Below are 17,549 nucleotides of genomic sequence, written 5' to 3'. Positions count from 1 at the left end.
TGTAAAGACCTGTTGAACCACCAAAGGGTTGTTCATCTTTGATATAATATTTTTATACCATACAGCCAGGGGTGAATAGAATATGAAAAAATTAGTCTTTGATCAGGCAGAAGGCATTGTCTATCGGCCTCCCACGGAGGCCCACAGCTTTATTTTGCGGGTGACCACCGGTTGCTCCCACAATGCCTGTACCTTTTGCGACATGTATCGGCAGGTTAACTTCTGTATCCGCAGTGAGCAGGATATCCGGCAACAAATAGAACAGGCGGCTCGCCACAAGCCAGGTATTAAACGGGTGTTTTTGGCCGATGGTAACGCCTTAGTATTATCCACAGAAAAATTGCTACAAATATTGGCGCTGCTAAGCCAGGCATTCCCCAATTTAACCCGGGTCACCTGCTATGCCAGTGCCAAAGATATTATTAGAAAGACCCCTGCAGAGCTAACAGCTTTAAAGGATGCCAAGTTGAAGCTGTTTTATATGGGCATAGAAAGCGGCGATGACCAGGTGTTGACAGCGATAAATAAAGGGGCCACCGCGGCAGAAATGGTGGCAGCGGGACAAAGGGCAGCGGTAGCCGGGATCAAGCTGTCTGTGTCCATCATGCTTGGCTTAGGTGGCAAAGAGAGAACCACTGCCCACGCGTTAAACACTGCTAGGGCAATAACCCAGATTAACCCCAACATGCTGGGTATATTAACGACAACACTTCTTGAAGGTACTCCACTGGCGGAAGCAGCGCAGCGGGGGCAATTTAATCACTTGAACCAGAAGGAGATGCTGGCAGAACTAAAATTAATGTTGGAGCACATCAATGTGCCAGGCCCTTGCGTGTTTGATACCACCCATCCCTTTAACCTATTACCCCAAAGGGGAGTATTACCTAAAGATAAACCGTTGTTGTTGTCAGAAATTGATGAGGTAATCAGTGTTCAATGAAGCTAGAGGTGCAACTCCAAGGGCAAACCATTACCTGTGAAGTTATCTATAGGAAGCGCAAAACGCTGGAAATCCAAATTAAAGAACCAGGCACCGTGAGAATGCTAGTGCCGCTCAAAACTACCCCAAAACGGGTTGACGAAGTATTGCAGCTAAAGGCCCCATGGATTATAGAAAAATTAGCCTTGTTAGAAGTCGCCAGCAACTTAACGACCAAGGCCTATGTGGACGGAGAGCAGTTTTTATATTTAGGCAGTGACTATAATTTACAGATTAAAGTAGATCGAAAAATAAAAAAGCCCTTTGTGGCGTTGCAGGGTAAGCAATTGCTAGTTACCACTCCCACTGCAGAAGCTAACCAAATAAGAAAAGCATTGGTATTGTGGTACCGGCAACAGGCCCAACAAATTATTGAACGGCGGGTGGCCCACCACCAACGGTGGTTAAAGAAAGTTCCCACAGAAGTGAAAGTTAAAGAACAAAAGAAACGGTGGGGTAGCTGTACCGGGGCTGGCAAAGTGCTATTTAACTGGCGCATTGTGATGGCGCCACTGCCAATTATTGATTATCTAGTGGTACATGAGATGTGCCATCTGCAGCAAATGAACCATTCAAAAGAATTTTGGCAGTTGGTGGCCTCAATATTACCGGACTACCAAGCCAGAAGAAACTGGCTCAAAGAGCACGGCGTCAAGTTAGATATTGGGTAAAACCTAAGCAGGGTAACCTTTAGTGTTGTTAGAGGTTACCTTGCTTTTATATTTAAAAACCAGACTATTTAGACTATTTTACAAATTTAATATTTTATTTACAAAAAAGTTTATAAAACAAAGGATTTGTTGGTTAAATGTGGTATATATTTTATATTGCACATATGCACAAAGGGAGTGATTACCAAAGGAGTTTCTAGCAAGTCAACAACCTACAGTCAAGGGAGGAAGCTAAAATTAAAATTAAAGGCAAACTAATGCTATTAGGCATCATTCCTGTGATATTGTTCACCATACTGAACGTTGCTTACATCATTCCTGCGGTAGAACGTGATATCTATGCCGAGAAGGACAAAGAAATAAAATATATTGTAGAAAGCGGCTATTCAGTGTTAGCCTACTATAAAGGTTTGGAAATAAATGGTGAACTAACTAAGGAAGAAGCCCAAAGACAAGCCCAAGCAGTGATTAATGAAATTCGCTATGCTGAGGATGGCTATTTGTGGATAGATGACATCAATTACAATGTGGTGATGCACCCCATTAACCCAGGGCTAATTGGCACCAATAGAAAAGGGGAAGTGGATGCCAATGGTAAGCTGTATGTTGAAGAATTTATAGATGGGGCGGTAAAGAGCGGCCAAGAGGGCTATTACTGCGACTACTGGTTTGCTAAACCGGGAACCGAAGAAACTTACCCTAAGCGGGGGTACCATAAATACTACGAACCTTGGCGGTGGGTGATCAGTACCGGTGTCTACATAGATGATGTTGAGGCCATAATTGCTGAAAAAACTCGGATTATGTATGGAGCCAACGTACTCATCGTATTGTTAACGCTAATGTTAATTCACTGGTTTTCCAATAAGGGTATTCTTAACCCATTGAAACAGGTGTTGGCTAAAATTAATGACATGGCCGAAAACGGTGGCGATTTAACCCAGAAAATTGAGGTTACCAACAAAGATGAAATAGGCCAGTTGGCTCACTCGGTAAACAAAATGACCGCCAGCATTAGAGATCTGTTGTCCCATGTGGTGGAAAAATCACACACTGTGGCTACTTCGTCACAACAAATTACTGCCAGTACCCAACAAACATCTGCCAGTATCAATGAAGTGGCAGTAACCATTAACAAAGTGGCCACAAAATCTGAAGAGATGGCCCAGATAGCTGAGTCATTGAGTGATTACGCGCAAAAAGCTAACCAGCACGCTGATCAGGGCAGTGTAGGGTTAGGCCGGGTGCAACAACAAATGGTTTCCTTTGAAAAGGCCACCGCCGACATGGGGAAAGTAATCAATGAATTAAGCGGTGCAACCAACGAAATAACGCAAATTGTCGATTTAATTAACAACATCGCGGAACAAACCAACTTGTTAGCCCTTAACGCAGCCATTGAAGCAGCCCGGGCGGGCGAACAGGGCCGAGGCTTTGCTGTGGTGGCAGAAGAGGTCAGAAAACTGGCCGAGCAGTCCGGCAATGCTGCTAAAGAAATACATAGGTTAATTGCTAATATGAAAAGCGAATCCGATAAAGCAGTGGCCACCATCGACAGCAGTGCCGATGATGCTCAACATGGCATCCAAGTAATGAACGAGGTGGGCCAACTGTTTACCCAGATTATTGACAACGTCAAAGGGATGACGATGGGGATTGAAAAAGAAACAACTAATATTGAAGAAATAACCCAAGCGGTACAAAATGTTGCAGCGGTGTCGCAAGAACAGAATGCCACCATGGAGGAAGTGGCTTCATCGGTGGAAGGTCTCAGTCAGTTAGCGGCTTCACTACAGGAGTTAACTGCTAAATTCAAATTATAATTAACTACTAAGCAAGGGAAGTAAATACCCTTGCTTTTTAATTGTAGATTTTACCAGAATTTTATTTATTATTTTGCTATTGCAAAAATGTGAAATATATCACAATCCCTGCTGAAATGCTATATAATAGTCTCAAGCAATAATAAGGAAAGGGGGTAAGTGTAATGAAAAAGTTTAAATTGGCTTTCACAGTATTAGCAGCATTACTTGCAGTGATCCTTTATAGCGTAGTCTTTGGGCTTTATTGTTTAATGGTTGGTGTTTTCTATTTAATGCAAAAGCCATGGTCAATGCTCTTTGGAGCCAATAAATCCAAAGTTAAAACGGTGGCAAATAGTCAACCGCCACTTAAACAGTCTAGCCAAACAACAGTCATCACGCGGAGTTAATTTTAATTAGGTTTGTGAAATAAATAACTTCCCCAACCCACCTCACCATCAGTGAGGTTTATATTTTTTTATTTGACGATATAATGATAAAAATACACTGATGTTTGAAAGGAAGGAAATAAATGGGCCATGTACACAGCGGGGATCGGGAATTTGAGTTATTACAAAGGCGGTTAGATCATTGCGTGGAGGGGGCGCCCTATTCACCGGTTTTTATTAAGATTTTAAAACTACTTTTTACACCCTCCGAAGCCAATTTTGCTAGGCAAATTCCTCTAAGACCAACGCCCATCACGGTGTTGGCTAAGAAAACTGGTATGCCGCTTAACGAATTGGAGGATAAGGTCAGTGAAATGGCCCAGCGGGGCTTAGTTTTTGATGCCGAACACAAAGGTGTCCGTTATGTGGTGTTGGCACCGGTGGTGATCGGCTTCTTTGAGTTTACCTTTATGCGCACCAGGGATGATTTACCGCTGAAAGAATTGGCGCACCTCTTTGAAGAGTATATGCTGGGTGAGGGTGATTTTGCCCGGGGGGTATTTGCCGGCCAAACCCAAGTTGGTCGGTCACTGGTGCGTGAAGAGGCGTTGTCGGAGGAAAATTACTCCGAAATTTTGGATTGGGAGCGGGCCAGTAACATCATTACTTCGGCCAGTAAAATCGGAGTCTCCCTTTGTGCCTGTCGCCATAAGGCAGAGCACCACGGGTCAGCCTGTGATCGCCCCCAAAGGACTTGTCTGACGTTAAACAACGGTGCGGATATTTTGATCAAGAACGGCTTGGCGGAGCAAATCTCAGTGGGCAAAGCCTTAGAAATATTTCAACAGTGTAAAGAAGCTGGTTTGGCTCAAACCGGTGATAACGTACAAAAAAACGTCAGTTATATCTGTAATTGTTGTGGTTGCTGCTGTGGCATGTTTAAAGCGATGAAAACCTTTAATTTAAACAATGCCATTGTGTCATCCAACTGGATTATGGAAATTGACAGCGAGAGATGTGTGGGTTGCGGCGCCTGTGTACAGGCCTGTCCGCTAAACATTATTACCATTGAAGAACGGATAATGGGAGAACAGAAAAAGCGGTTTGCCGCCAGCAACACCGACCTGTGTTTAGGTTGTGGGGTTTGTTATGGCGCCTGTAAGCGCGGTGCCATTAACATGAAACCGCGCTCCAAGCGGGTGTTTACCCCGGAAACCACCTTTGACAAAATTATTATGATGGCCCTTGAGCGGGGTAAATTATCTAATTATCTTTTTGATGATCCCAGTCGTCTCAGCCACCGGGCTTTGGGACGCATTGCCAGTTTAATAGAAAACTCCCCGCCGGTTAAAAACTTACTGACCGCCCAATCGGTGCGCTCGGTGTTTCTGAATACCATTGCCGCCAAGGTGAAGGAACGGGCTCAGTAACCTACTGGTTATTCTTGACAATGCCATATAAAAAGGTATCAAAGACTGCATTAAAGGCTTGATCCATGGTGAGGTTGTTTTCTAAAATAAAGATGGGATTGATGACTGCCCTCACGGTGGCCAGCAGAGAAGCCGTCACGATCACCGGATTGATCTCTTTAAAATACCCCTGTTGGCTGCCTTGCATCAGTATGTTAACGATATGTTTCAGCTTTTCGGCGCGAAATTGTTCCACTTGGTCCCATATTTGTGGGTAGTGGATTTGTAAATCCCGTAGCATTAAGGGATTTAACAGCGTTAATCTTTCCGGTACTAATCTAGCTAAGGCAGTAATTTTTTCTATCGGGTTGTCAGCACTGTTTAAACGCAGATCAACCTGTGCCTCTGTTTCTGCTATAAACTGTTGTATTACTGTGCCAATCAGTTGTTCTTTGCTGTTAAAGTGTTTGTAAATGGTGCGTTTACTAATATTGTTGCGTTTAGCCAATTCATCAACGGTGGCGTTATAAAACCCCCGTTCATAGGCCAATTCTCTAAATGCTTGTGTAATTTTAGTTTTTGTATCCATATATCTTACCCCTTTAACGCTAGGCAATTTTCTTTTTAAATTTAACAATGCTCAGTCCCAGCAACACCACCGTAAAGGTCAACAACGCCATCACCTGGGGTACTAGATAGGAAAAACCAATGCCCTTTAATACTATTCCCCGGATAATGGTGAGGTAATAGGTTAATGGAATGATATTGCTGAGATATTGAATAAACTGAGGCATGGCAGCGATGGGGAATAAAAAACCGGACAACATGATGCTGGGAAGCAGAATGAAAAAGGACATCTGCATGGCCTGCATTTGGTTTTTAGCGATGTTAGAGATTAAGATGCCAATGCCCAATGATGCTGTAATAAAAAATAACGTCAACAGGTATAACTGCAACAAGCTACCCCTAATGGGTACCTGAAAGATAACCACCCCCACCAGCAAAGCCACTGTAATTTGCACATAGCCCAAAGCGATGTAGGGTATAATTTTGCCAATAATTAGTTGGTAGGACTTAACGGGGGTCACCAGTAGCTGCTCCAATGTGCCCCGCTCCCGTTCCCGCACAATGCCCATTGAGGTCATCATCACCATGGTCATGGTGACAATGATGCCTAAAATGGCGGGCACCATATAATAGGCGGTGATGCCATCGGGATTGTACCAGGGACGCACTCTGATATCGTATGGAACTTTAGCCACTCCGGTTTGCTGAGCAATGATTTCTTGGGATTTTAACAGGCCGATGGAATTGGCAGTGGCAATGGCCGTTGACGACACCATGCTATCGCTGGCATCCACCAGTATCTGTACTGCGGCTGTGTCTCCCCGGGCCACCCTTTCGGCAAAGTCCGGCGGAAAAACAATCCCCACCTGAGCCACTCCGCTGTCAATCATTTGGTTGACCTCGGTGTAACTGGCGGCAGTATTGGTAACATCGAAGTAACCAGAAGCTTTAAAGGCCTCCAGCATCTCCCGGCTTTCCATGGACAGTGATTGATCAAACACCGTCGTTGGAATGTGTTTAACCTCGGTTTGAATGGCAAAGCCAAAGAGCAGCAACTGCACCAAAGGTAACATAAAAACTAAACCAATGGTCAGTCGATCCCGCTTCATTTGTAAAATTTCCTTCCGCAGAATGGCCAGAATTCTGCTCATAGTCTCACTCCCTTTTGGGTAGCCAAGCTGACAAAGACATCTTCCAACGAAGGTGTAATTCGCTGGGCCTCAATGCCGGTGTAACTCTCTAACTGGGTTAAATTTTCTTCACTGTCCACATATACATGCAGTAGCGAGCCGTGAAGGGAACATTGTTTTACATAAGGCAGCCCTTCTATTTCTGCCAGTCTTTCCATCGGGTTAGGCAGCGCCAACTCCACCAAAATATCTTTAATCACCCTTTGTTTTAGATTATCCGGAGAATCTTCAGCAATTAAGTTGCCAGCGGCGATAAAGGCTATGTTATCGCAACGCTCGGCCTCATCCATGAAGTGGGTGGTGACCATCACAGTGGTGCCTTGGTTGGCCAACTGTTGAATAATGTTAAAAAACAATTGGCGACTGGTGGGGCTGACGCCGCTGGTGGGCTCATCTAAAAATAAAATATCCGGTTCAGCAATGATGGCGCAGCCCAACGCCAACCGTTGTTTCCAACCGCCACTTAAATTAACCACCAGTTCCTTTTCCCGCCCGGTCAGTTGGGCCATGGCAATCATTTCCTCGATGCGGGTATTTTTCTTTTTGGGGGAAATGCTGTACAGGCCGGCATAAAAATTTAAATTCTCCTGGACTGTCAGATCATCATAAAGGCTAAATTTTTGGGACATGTAGCCGATTTTGGTTTTAATCTTTTCTGCTTCGGTCAGCAAGTCCAACCCCAGTACCCGACCAGAGCCAAAAGTGGGCTGCAAAATGCCGCACAGCATGCGGATGGTGGTGGACTTGCCGGAACCGTTGGGGCCTAAAAAACCGTAAATTTCTCCCCGTTTGATATTAATGGTCAAGTTGTTGACTGCGGTGAAGTCCCCAAACCTTTTGGTCAAGCCGTTGGTAGACACTACATAGTTCATGTGGTCACCTCGCTTTCGGCCAAAGAAACATAAACCTCTTCCATAGATGGTGGGATTTGTTTTAGCGACAGCAATGTGATGTTTTTGCCAGCTAAGTAATCAGTAATATGCTTAACGTTATCACCACTAATCATGGTTAAATGATATTTGTTGCCGTAAAAGTTGGCATTAATTAACCCCGGTAGGTCGTTAAATACTTCCGGGTCTTTGGTAGTGGTCTTAACCTGTAAAATTTGATAGCGAAAGGTATTTTTAAAATGCTGTGGTGAATCCACCGCTCTCAAAATGCCGTTGTTAATGAAACCCACTTTGGTACATAACTCTGCTTCATCCATGTATGGCGTAGAAACAACGATGGTTAAACCCTCTTGATTCAGTTGGTACAGTATTTTCCAAAATTCTTTTCGGGACTGGGGGTCAACACCATAGGTAGGCTCATCCAGCACCAGTAAAGTGGGGCGGGAAACTAAGGCACAGGTTAGGGCCAGTTTTTGTTTCATACCGCCGGAAAGGTTATCCCCGTAGCGGTTTTTAAACTGGATTAGGTTTGTCAGCGTCAGTATTTCGTCCGCCCGCTGGGTAATGGTTTTATTAGTTAACCCATACATGGCCCCGAAGAAGTTGATGTTTTCCATCACCGTTAAATCCCCATAGAGGCTAAACCTTTGGGGCATGTAGCCAAAACTGATACCCTTTGCCAAAGTCAGGGTTCCACTATCTGGAGTAATTAAACCACAAATCATTCGCAGCAGCGTGGTTTTGCCGGCCCCGTCTGGCCCCACCAAGCCAAAGATTACCCCTTTATTAATTTGTAGCGACAGATTTTGTACCGCTTTTATTGCACCAAAGGTTTTGGATAGATTGTTGGCATTAATCATGTCATCACCTTAATTAAAGCTGACATCGGCCGGCATGCCAGGTTTTAACACACCTTGTTGATTATTCACTTTGATTTTTACTCCGTAAACAATGTTGGTGCGTTCCTCTTTGGTTTGGATGGTTTTGGGTGTAAATTCCCCTTTGGAGGCAATTTCCATAATGGTGCCATTGTATTGTTCTGGGCTGCCACTGACGGTAAAGTGCACCCTTTGCCCCAACTTAATTTGGGGTAAATCGTCGGTGGGTAGATATACTTTAATCCACATATTGTCTAGATCTGCCACCGTGACAATGGAGGCACCAAGGGGAGCAAACTCGCCCACCTCGAAGTTCTTAGTTAAAACTGTGCCGTTGATGGGGCTAATTATTTTAGTGTCTGCCAATTGGGACTCAGCGGCTTTTAATATGGCCCGGTTGCGTTCCACTTCCATTTGTGCCGCTTTGATGATGTTTTCCCGGTTGCCCGCTCGCATTAAACTTAACTTGGCGTTGGCCGCAGTCAGTTGATTTTTGGTTAAATTTAAATGGGACTGAATCTTTTCAAATTCAGCTTGGGCTAAAGCATCTGCGTTAAATAGTTGCTCCGCCCGTTGGTAGTCTGCCAGTGCCTTTTGATAATTGGTTTCGGCAATGTTTACATTGGCCTCAGCTGCGGTAACCTCTTGTTGCCGGGAGCCGGAGGTTAAATCTGCCAGTTGGGCTTCGGCCTTTAGTACTGCCAGGGCATCCCGTTCCCTTTGGGCCACCAGGTCGTTACGGCTAATTTTAGCTGCCACTTGACCCTTTTTCACTAAATCCCCTGGCTCTACGCTGATGTTTTCAATGGTGCCGGCAACTTTGGCAGCCAACTGCACCGTTGTGGCTTCAATGGTGCCAGAGGCTGTCAGTGCTTTGGTTTGGCCATTTGAGTAGTGGTGATAACCCCAATAGCATGTGACAAGTACCATTACCACAACCAATGAGCCAGCAATTTTTTTCTGCATACTTTACACACCACCTTTAATAACTAACTAAAAAACCAGGAAACTAAATAAACAAATTTAGTTTCCGTGATATTATGATAGCACTCACTACATTTTTCCACAAGCAGAAATGTGTATTTAAAGCAAGTTGATGGCAAAAATGTTATAATACATGATGATAATATGGGGAAGAGGGTTGGAGATGAAGCAGTCTAAAGAACAGCGGGTGCATACTGTTTTTGAAGATATTTCTGATAAGTATGATGTGATGAACTCGGTGATTAGCTTTAAGCGTCACCTGGCTTGGCGTAGGGACACCATGAAACGGATGGATGTGCAAAGGGGCCAGCGGGCGCTGGATGTCTGTTGCGGTACTGCCGATTGGACCATTGCCTTAGCAGAACAGGTGGGCGCCAGTGGTGAGGTAAAAGGGTTAGATTTCAGTAAGAACATGCTCAAGGTGGGAAAAGACAAGGTTCAGGATAAGGGATTAAAGAATGTTGAATTAATCCATGGCAATGCCATGGAGTTGCCCTTTGCCGACAATAGCTTTAATTATGTAACCATTGGCTTTGGCTTGCGCAACGTACCGGATTATATGCAGGTATTAAAGGAAATGCAACGGGTGGCCAAACCCGGTGGTAAGGTGGTTTGCTTGGAGACCTCCCAACCGACAATTCCCGGATATCGGCAGCTGTACTATTTTTATTTCAGTTATATCATGCCGCTTTTTGGCAAATTACTGGCTAAAAATTACGGTCATTATTCCTGGTTACAGGAGTCCGCTAAGGAATTTCCCGGCCGGGACGAATTGGCACAGATGTTCCGCGATGCCGGGCTGGTGGATGTGCAAGTTAAACCCTATGATGGTGGCGTGGCAGCAATGCATATGGGGGTTAAGCCAGAAAAATAAGAGAAGAGAGGCGTCGGGCCTCTCTTTTTGTATTACATTACAGTAATTCAAACAGTAATTATTTAGAGGGAAATACTTGTAATAAAAAATTAAATTAATAATTTCCTAATTGTATAATTCGACATAGTTAGTAAAATTCCTGCAAATTTTACAAAAACTACAACTTATTTATTTTCCTAATATCGTTATCGTTTGGTAAAAACAAACTTAAAATAAACGCCAATATTGGAAACAGGGACAATGCCGTAAAGGCAGTGGGGGCGCCAAAGATGTCGGTAATGGTTCCCAAAAAGGTTACCCCTAGACCACCCATTCCCACGGCGAAACCGGTCATTAAGCCAGAGGCTACACCAATTCTGTGGGGCAACAGTTCTTGTCCCATCACCACGGTGGTGGCCATGGTGGAAACGATGACCATACCAGTAATAAATAGCGTTACCATTAACCAAAAACCAGTGACAAATTTAATTATTAACAACAACGGGATTAGTATTGCCGTTGAACCAACTAAATATTTTTTGCGGCCAAAATAATCGGCCAGTGGCCCACCGATAACAGTGCCCGCTGCACCAGCAATCATAAATGAAACCAAAAAGGTGCTGGCGTAGGCTGGGCTTTCCCCAAGATAATTCACAAAATAAAGGGGCATAAAGTAAGTTAACCCTGCCTGTGTCCAAGATCGGACAATAATTACCAAGATTAGAATCACCAGTGAAACAATTACCCGCCTAGGTACTTGGATTTTTACGTTAATGTTATGTTTACCGGTGGGCTGTGGGTCATCCGGCAGTTTACTATTCAATAAAAAAAATAAAACGGCCATCATGATGCCAGGGATGATAAAATAGGCGCTGGCCTGCCGATCATAGATATTTAAAAGTTGAGCCATAATTAATGACCCCAGTGCTGCTCCCAGTGCACCGCCAACTGTAAAGAGAGACATGCCGGTGGTAAGCCGATGCCCGCTGGCCAAGCGACTTACTTTAGATGCCTCGGGGTGATAGGATGCTGAACCCAAACCGCTAATTAAAACAACCGCTAAAACCAGTCCGTAGGATGAAACAACACCGGCTAGGGCTAACCCGAACATGGATAATAAACAACCCATCGGTAACAGCCACCGAGATTTTACCTTATCGCTCCAAAAGCCCAAAAGGGGTTGGATAATTGAAGAACTAAAATTAAAAACCAGGGATATAAAACCTGCTGCGCCATAGGATAAATTTAAACCGCTTTGAATTATCGGCAGTAGTATCGGCAGTGCCCCCGCAGCCATGTCGGTGACCAAGTGACCTGCCGAAAGCAACATCAGTACTTTAGGGTGCATTTTGCTGCTGATGCTAGTTTTGTTGTCACTCAAAATATTTAACCTCCATGTAAATCAATTAGAACAAATAAATATTCGCGAATAAAATGTCAGATCCTTTTTTAACAATATTCACCTAATTTAGATTGCTCAGGTTTTAAATTATTATTGCAAATTTATCACACAAAGAATAAAATATTAGCAATAATTATGGTATACCATATACCAAGGAGTGATGTTATGGTTGATGGTTTTAAGCTAAAACCGATTATTGATGAGCCTCAGTCACAGGTGCGGGACAAAGTCTATCAACAACTGCGGCGGGCTATATTTGATGGGGCTTTGCAGCCAGGAGAGCGGTTAATTGAACGCAAGCTGGCCCAGATATTTGGGGTCAGTAGAACTCCGGTTAGGGAGGCCATTCGCATGTTGGAATTGGCGGGTTTGGTATACCATTTGCCAAGAATCGGCGTGGTGGTTACCGAAATAAATCAATCGGAAGTGCTGGAAATATATCGCATTCGGGCGGTGCTAGAGGGCTTAGCCGCCAGAATGGCAGCCGAAAGAATCAGCCCAGACCAATTAGCGCAGTTGGAAAAGTTGTTAAGGTCTATTGAAGAAAGTTTCAAACGCAAAGAGTTGGATAGTCTAGAGAAATTCCACCGACAATTTAACGATTTAATATATAAAGCCGCCGGCAGTGCTAGGTTGTATGATATGATCACCACGCTGTTGGATTATGTAGTTAGGTATGCCCGGGTGGGCTACTCTAAGCCCGGACGGATAGAGGAAGCCAATAAAGAACACCGTCGATTGCTGGAAGCCTTGAAACTGAAGGATGGCGATTTGGCCGAGCGCTTAGCCAGAGAGCACATTGAAAATTCCAAAAAGGCCTATTTCAGCACATTGGATAAGGGGCAATTTTGAATTATGAATTATGAATTTTGGATGGCTAGTTTGCCGGTGGCGCACGTCCTATGCGCCACCCTGCCTCCGCCGGCCTACTTCGCTAAGTTCGGTTCACTGCTCAACTATATGTCGTTCGCTTACTGCAGCAAGTGTCGGGTTTTTAAAATAACCTTTGTTTTGAAAGCAAAGGCAAAATCCACCTGTGTTAGTGAGAATACATAGCTTAAATTAATTTTTTACAAATACCCACCTAATTTCTAAAAGTACATTCGTATACAAAGGAGGAAGAGAGATGGTCACTGAAAAAACCGATAAACAGACCGAACAAAAAAATACTGGCGTCAAAACTGCGGCGGTGGCGGCAGTAGCTGCAGTACCTTTTTATTTGGTAATCTGGCAACTGTTTGTGGCCTTTGGCCGCGCTAACCTGTTTGGCTTTGGGGGCGGGCCCAGTGTAATTCCTTTGATTCAGCAGGAAGTGGTTGATCATTACAAGTGGTTGAGTACCGAAGAGTTTACCGACGCGTTGGCGATGGGCAATGCCTTGCCCGGTCCCATTGCCACCAAAATGTCAGCCTATGTGGGTTATAAAATTGCTGGTTTTTGGGGAGCAACCGCGGCTTTAGTTGGTACTGTGGTGCCCACCGCTGTAGCCATGCTGGCACTGGCTAGTCTTTATTTTAAATACAAAGATACGCCGCAAATGACTGGCATGTTGAAGGCAGTTCGTCCGGTGGTGGTGGTGTTATTAATTCAAGTGGCCTGGGAAATGGGAGTTAAATCCTTTCCGGTTCCGGTTACCTGGATTATTGGGTTAGTGGCATTGGTGTTCATTTTCTATTTTAAAGTTCATCCCATTATATTAATTGTAGCTTCAATGGTGTTTGGATTTTTTTTCTTTAATAAATAATTTTTTGGCATTATTTGGTAACATAAAGATAATTTTTATCTAATATAAATTGAAGTAAATATTTGCAAATTTATATGTAAAAAGTTGGAAAAAAGGGAGGTGTGTAATAATTTAATAAATTAAATCGTCAGTTGCTTGACTAATGAATAAGAAATTTGTAAAATAAATAACAAGGTAACTATAGGATAAATATGAAAAAATTAACGCCGAATTCTTAGGAAACGGGGGAACCCAATTGTGGGGGTGAATTGCTTAGGCAAAGGGCTACACTTTCAGCCCTAACCCGTCAGCTAACCTCGTAGGTGTGGAAAGTGGGGCAACATGTTAAAGTCAAAATTATTTATTGCGTCTATTGCAATGGGGGTTTCTTTTTGTCTGTTACCAAATGTTTCTTTTGCCGATACCCAATACACTGTTAAAAATGGAGATTCACTTTGGAAGATTTCTCAAAGCTATGGCACCACAGTAGATAATATCCGTTCGTTAAATAATTTGACATCTGATTTGATTCGTCCTGGTCAAACTTTAATAGTCAGTAAAGATGGATCTGCGGCTATTCCGGCCACAACACAAGTGGCCTCAAGAAGCGGCAGTCGTACCGAGGCAATAATTGACTATGCTAAGTCATTTATTGGTACACCCTATCGGGGTGGTGGTTCATCACCCAGTGGTTTTGATTGCTCTGGTTACACCCAATATGTATTTGCCAACTTCAATGTTGACTTGCCGCGTACGGCATCTTCGCAGTATCATCATGGACAAGGTGTTTCTGCCGATGAGGCCAAGGCTGGGGATTTGGTAGCCTTTAAGTCTGGCGGCTCAATTAATCATGTGGGTATTTACTTAGGTAATGGTAGCTTTATCCATTCCAGCTCCAGTAAAGGCATTGCTATATCAAGTGTTTATGATTCTTACTGGGGACCACGTTTACTCGGTTTTAGCCGAGTAATGCCGTAGAAATTTAAACGAAACTAGAGGGGCGGTTGCAAAACTTTGCAACCGCCCCTTTGTATATTGTTAATAACAAAACCCAGGTGCCTTTTGCCTTTGCTTTTTAGATAAAAGGTTAATTGAAAAAACCGGCACCTGCTGCAGGTAGCGAACGACATATAGTGGCGCAGCGAACCGAAGTTAGCGAAGGAGGTTGTCAGAGGCAGGGTGGCGCATAGGACGTGCGCCACCGGCTGAGAACGAACAAAGGTTAATTATAAGGCGTAGCCTTTCACTAGTCTTTTATTATTTCGTCGGCACCGGCATCCTCCATCATTTGTTGTACCCGGGTAACATCGTGTTTGGGCAGTTCCACCGCCACAATGGTGCCGTTTTTACCCGCTAATGCTGGAAAATCTTCACCATAGGATGCGGTGTTCCACAGACTATCGCTTTCCCTTTTAACAAAGGCTACTTCCTCTGCCACCTCATCGGCACTGCCTAAAGGGTGGGTTTCGGTACTCTGCAGGTCACTGATGATCAGGTCGTCCCGGTTAAAGCCGCCCCTTTCCAAACTATCCACCAAAAAATTTACTTGCTTTTTATCTTTAAATCTGGCAACCAATCGCATTGGCTATACCTCCTAAAATATTATGTTATCCTAAAGCCTTTGTGATCCTTAATTTATCATGCCCAGTTACCGACGCCAAATATTACGGAAGGATATATCGGCCAGCAAGTTCTCATCCCATAAACAATTACGCATAAAAGGAAGGAGCAGGCTAGTTTAATTGCCGTGCTCCTCTTATTTTTAATCGTTATATATATCCTCATATTTAACTCTGCGAATCTCTGTCATGGGCTTTAGCTTATGACCCCAAATTTTGTACCAAATCATTGGCAAGATAAAGAGGGGTAGACCAATTAAGAACGAGGCCCGCAAATCTTGGTTAAAGGCAATTACCGCTAGGCAGGCCACTTGAACCCAAATTGCAAAATGAGTAAGGTACGGGAAAAATGGTGTCCGGTACTTAAGTTTGCTGGTATCATAATTTTGTTTTTCTAAACGACGGCGGAATTTAAGCTGTGACCAACAAATAGAGATCCAAGCAATGGCGCCGGTAAATCCCGATAAAGCCAGTAGGTAAGTAAAAATAGTTTCGCTGGTGTCAAAGGTGTAAGCAATTACCCCAACCCAACAGCCGGCGATGGACAGTAAAGTTGCATTTTGTGGCACCCCATTTTTGTTTAGTTTTCCTAACCAGCGGGGGGCCATTCCCTCTCTAGCCAAAGCGTAGACCGCTCTGGTACAGCCATAGAGACCGGAGTTGGAACAAGACACAGCAGCGGTTAATACCACAAAGGAAAACAATCCGCCGGCCCACTTAAAGCCATAGGAATTAAGGGCTGCGGCAAAGGCGCTTTCTTCTAAACCAGCTTGTTTCCAAGGGAAAATAGTCACCAGTAAAAGTACAGGAATTACATAAAGGGCGATAATCCGCCAAGTGACATTTTTAATGGCGATGGGAATGCTTTTTTCTGGTTCTTTACTTTCCCCTGCCGCCAGGCCAATAATCTCTGATCCCTGAAAATTAACTAAGATAATTACCATGGTTAATAATATTGCCCAACTGCCATTGGGAGTAAATCCACCGTCACCCAGCAGTACTGAGGTGCCGAGAAACCCTTCATTGCCGATTAGGCCCAAAAATATCAGGACGGCAATAACAATAAACATTAAAATAGCCATTATTTTAATAATAGAAAGCCAAAATTCCATTTCGCCAAAGGTACCAACATAAGACAAATTAATTACTGTAATAATTAAACCAAATACAATGGCCCAGCCAAGGGTGCCGAGACCCGGAAAAAAGAAATTCATTATAATCCCTGCGGCAATCATTTCTGCTGGTACATAGGTTACCCATGTTAACCAATAAGACCAGCCCACACCGCACGCCCAAGCGGGCGAAATAAAATCATGGGCATAGGTAACAAAAGAACCTGAGATGGGTATAGCCACTGCCAATTCTCCCATACACAACATTACACAAAGTACAATTAACCCACCTAATAAATAGGCTAAGAAAGCAGCCGGGCCTGCCGAATCGATCACATATCCGGTACCTAAAAAATAACCACTGCCAATGATACCTCCTAGGGCAATTAACTGCAGATGCCTTGACTTTAAACCTCTCTGCAGGTCTGTGCCGGTGGCAGCAACCCCGGTCAATAACTCACTCTCTTTTACTGACATAATGTCATTCTCCTTTCTTAGCCTAGCATGTGCCTAGGCCGGTGAATGTTTCGTAATAACACCCCCAAAATTTTAGCCAAACCTGGCAAACAAGTAATGATAATTCGACGTGTGGTTTATCGTTCCTGCTGTATAATGCCCTAGCATAAAATATTTTTTATGCAAATTGAACACTAAATACCTGTTAATAATTGGTTAGATATTATAGTTGCGAGATATAATAATAAGTCATTCTAAAGAAAGCAAATAAAGTTGTAAATTACCACTTGCATTGATAGTTGATAAGTGTTAAATTAATAAAGCGCCGCCGCTGAGGGCGGTATGCAACAACGAATTAAAAAATATAGAAATTAGCTATTGACTTAATTCGACAATAATGCTAAACTAAAACACGTCGCCAATGAAATGGCGGCTACAAATGGAAACAGATCCTTGAAAACTAAACAGTAAGAGATGGATGTTGTAGAGGCTCAATTTATTGAGCCTAAATAAAGCAACACATGCAAAACGTTGATAATAATGAGCTAAATCAGCTTATTCATAAAGAAATTTTATGGAGAGTTTGATCCTGGCTCAGGACGAACGCTGGCGGCATGCCTAACAC

17 protein-coding genes and 1 riboswitch are annotated in these 17,549 nt (G+C 43.6%); of the genes, 9 read left to right on the top strand and 8 right to left on the bottom strand.

Features of this window, described 5'->3' with window-relative positions; genetic code table 11:
• Window positions 1-82 precede the first annotated feature (82 nt).
• The 5 genes from V6C27_09540 (at window position 83) to V6C27_09520 (ending at window position 5,271) form a co-directional block, all read left to right on the top strand.
• The gene (locus V6C27_09540; protein ID MEG6616655.1) at window positions 83-940 is read left to right on the top strand and encodes a radical SAM protein; all 858 of its coding nucleotides are present in this window, start codon (window positions 83-85) and stop codon (window positions 938-940) included.
• The gene (locus tag V6C27_09535; GenBank protein MEG6616654.1) at window positions 937-1,650 is read left to right on the top strand and encodes a SprT family zinc-dependent metalloprotease; all 714 of its coding nucleotides are present in this window, start codon (window positions 937-939) and stop codon (window positions 1,648-1,650) included. Before V6C27_09540 ends, V6C27_09535 begins: the two co-directional genes overlap by 4 nt.
• A gap of 257 nt (window positions 1,651-1,907) precedes the next feature.
• The gene (locus V6C27_09530) at window positions 1,908-3,473 is read left to right on the top strand and encodes a methyl-accepting chemotaxis protein (protein ID MEG6616653.1); all 1,566 of its coding nucleotides are present in this window, start codon (window positions 1,908-1,910) and stop codon (window positions 3,471-3,473) included.
• A gap of 164 nt (window positions 3,474-3,637) precedes the next feature.
• A complete protein-coding gene (locus V6C27_09525) occupies window positions 3,638-3,862 on the top strand; it encodes a hypothetical protein (protein MEG6616652.1) in 225 nt (74 codons plus the stop codon).
• 122 nt (window positions 3,863-3,984) lie between these two features.
• The gene (locus V6C27_09520; GenBank protein ID MEG6616651.1) at window positions 3,985-5,271 is read left to right on the top strand and encodes a 4Fe-4S dicluster domain-containing protein; all 1,287 of its coding nucleotides are present in this window, start codon (window positions 3,985-3,987) and stop codon (window positions 5,269-5,271) included.
• A 1-nt stretch (window position 5,272) separates the two neighbouring features.
• Here the strand turns inward: V6C27_09520 and V6C27_09515 are convergent, their stop codons facing one another.
• From V6C27_09515 to V6C27_09495, 5 genes are read right to left on the bottom strand one after another with little or no spacing between them, the layout of a single operon-like run.
• On the bottom strand, window positions 5,273-5,839 hold the full coding sequence (locus tag V6C27_09515; GenBank protein ID MEG6616650.1) for a TetR/AcrR family transcriptional regulator: 567 nt from the start codon (window positions 5,837-5,839) through the stop codon (window positions 5,273-5,275).
• Between the two features lie 19 nt (window positions 5,840-5,858).
• Window positions 5,859-6,968 carry an ABC transporter permease gene (locus V6C27_09510; GenBank protein MEG6616649.1) on the bottom strand — a complete coding sequence of 370 codons (1,110 nt, stop codon included), beginning with the start codon at window positions 6,966-6,968 and terminating at the stop codon, window positions 5,859-5,861.
• On the bottom strand, window positions 6,965-7,879 hold the full coding sequence (locus V6C27_09505; GenBank protein ID MEG6616648.1) for an ABC transporter ATP-binding protein: 915 nt from the start codon (window positions 7,877-7,879) through the stop codon (window positions 6,965-6,967). Before V6C27_09505 ends, V6C27_09510 begins: the two co-directional genes overlap by 4 nt.
• Complete coding sequence (locus V6C27_09500) at window positions 7,876-8,757, bottom strand: ABC transporter ATP-binding protein (protein ID MEG6616647.1); 882 nt, start codon at window positions 8,755-8,757, stop codon at window positions 7,876-7,878. Before V6C27_09500 ends, V6C27_09505 begins: the two co-directional genes overlap by 4 nt.
• 9 nt (window positions 8,758-8,766) lie before the next feature.
• Window positions 8,767-9,741, bottom strand: coding sequence for an efflux RND transporter periplasmic adaptor subunit (locus V6C27_09495; protein MEG6616646.1), 975 nt, complete (start codon window positions 9,739-9,741; stop codon window positions 8,767-8,769).
• Window positions 9,742-9,922: 181 nt separating this feature from the next.
• Between V6C27_09495 and menG the strand changes: the two genes are divergently transcribed.
• Window positions 9,923-10,633: a demethylmenaquinone methyltransferase gene (gene menG, locus V6C27_09490; protein MEG6616645.1), complete on the top strand. Its 711-nt coding sequence runs from the start codon at window positions 9,923-9,925 to the stop codon at window positions 10,631-10,633.
• A gap of 157 nt (window positions 10,634-10,790) precedes the next feature.
• Here the strand turns inward: menG and V6C27_09485 are convergent, their stop codons facing one another.
• Window positions 10,791-11,993: an MFS transporter gene (locus V6C27_09485; protein MEG6616644.1), complete on the bottom strand. Its 1,203-nt coding sequence runs from the start codon at window positions 11,991-11,993 to the stop codon at window positions 10,791-10,793.
• A 186-nt stretch (window positions 11,994-12,179) separates the two neighbouring features.
• On the opposite strand from V6C27_09485, the gene V6C27_09480 reads away from it, so the two are divergent.
• The 3 genes from V6C27_09480 to V6C27_09470 all read left to right on the top strand — a co-directional run bounded on the left by V6C27_09480 (window position 12,180) and on the right by V6C27_09470 (window position 14,715).
• Complete coding sequence (locus V6C27_09480) at window positions 12,180-12,866, top strand: GntR family transcriptional regulator (GenBank protein ID MEG6616643.1); 687 nt, start codon at window positions 12,180-12,182, stop codon at window positions 12,864-12,866.
• 274 nt (window positions 12,867-13,140) lie between these two features.
• Complete coding sequence (locus V6C27_09475) at window positions 13,141-13,758, top strand: chromate transporter (GenBank protein ID MEG6616642.1); 618 nt, start codon at window positions 13,141-13,143, stop codon at window positions 13,756-13,758.
• 194 nt (window positions 13,759-13,952) lie between these two features.
• Window positions 13,953-14,079, top strand: a riboswitch (cyclic di-AMP (ydaO/yuaA leader).
• Entirely contained in the window at window positions 14,080-14,715 is a 636-nt protein-coding gene (locus V6C27_09470; GenBank protein ID MEG6616641.1) for an NlpC/P60 family protein, read from the top strand.
• Between the two features lie 268 nt (window positions 14,716-14,983).
• Here V6C27_09470 and V6C27_09465 read toward each other — a convergent pair whose 3' ends face one another.
• The gene (locus tag V6C27_09465) at window positions 14,984-15,319 is read right to left on the bottom strand and encodes a hypothetical protein (protein ID MEG6616640.1); all 336 of its coding nucleotides are present in this window, start codon (window positions 15,317-15,319) and stop codon (window positions 14,984-14,986) included.
• Window positions 15,320-15,499: 180 nt separating this feature from the next.
• Window positions 15,500-16,945: an amino acid permease gene (locus tag V6C27_09460; protein MEG6616639.1), complete on the bottom strand. Its 1,446-nt coding sequence runs from the start codon at window positions 16,943-16,945 to the stop codon at window positions 15,500-15,502.
• Window positions 16,946-17,549: the final 604 nt, after the last annotated feature.

The organism is Peptococcaceae bacterium 1198_IL3148, from assembly GCA_036763105.1.
In the GTDB taxonomy this organism is placed as follows: domain Bacteria; phylum Bacillota; class Desulfotomaculia; order Desulfotomaculales; family Desulfohalotomaculaceae; genus JBAIYS01.
This window is presented reverse-complemented; position numbering and strand designations above follow the sequence as displayed.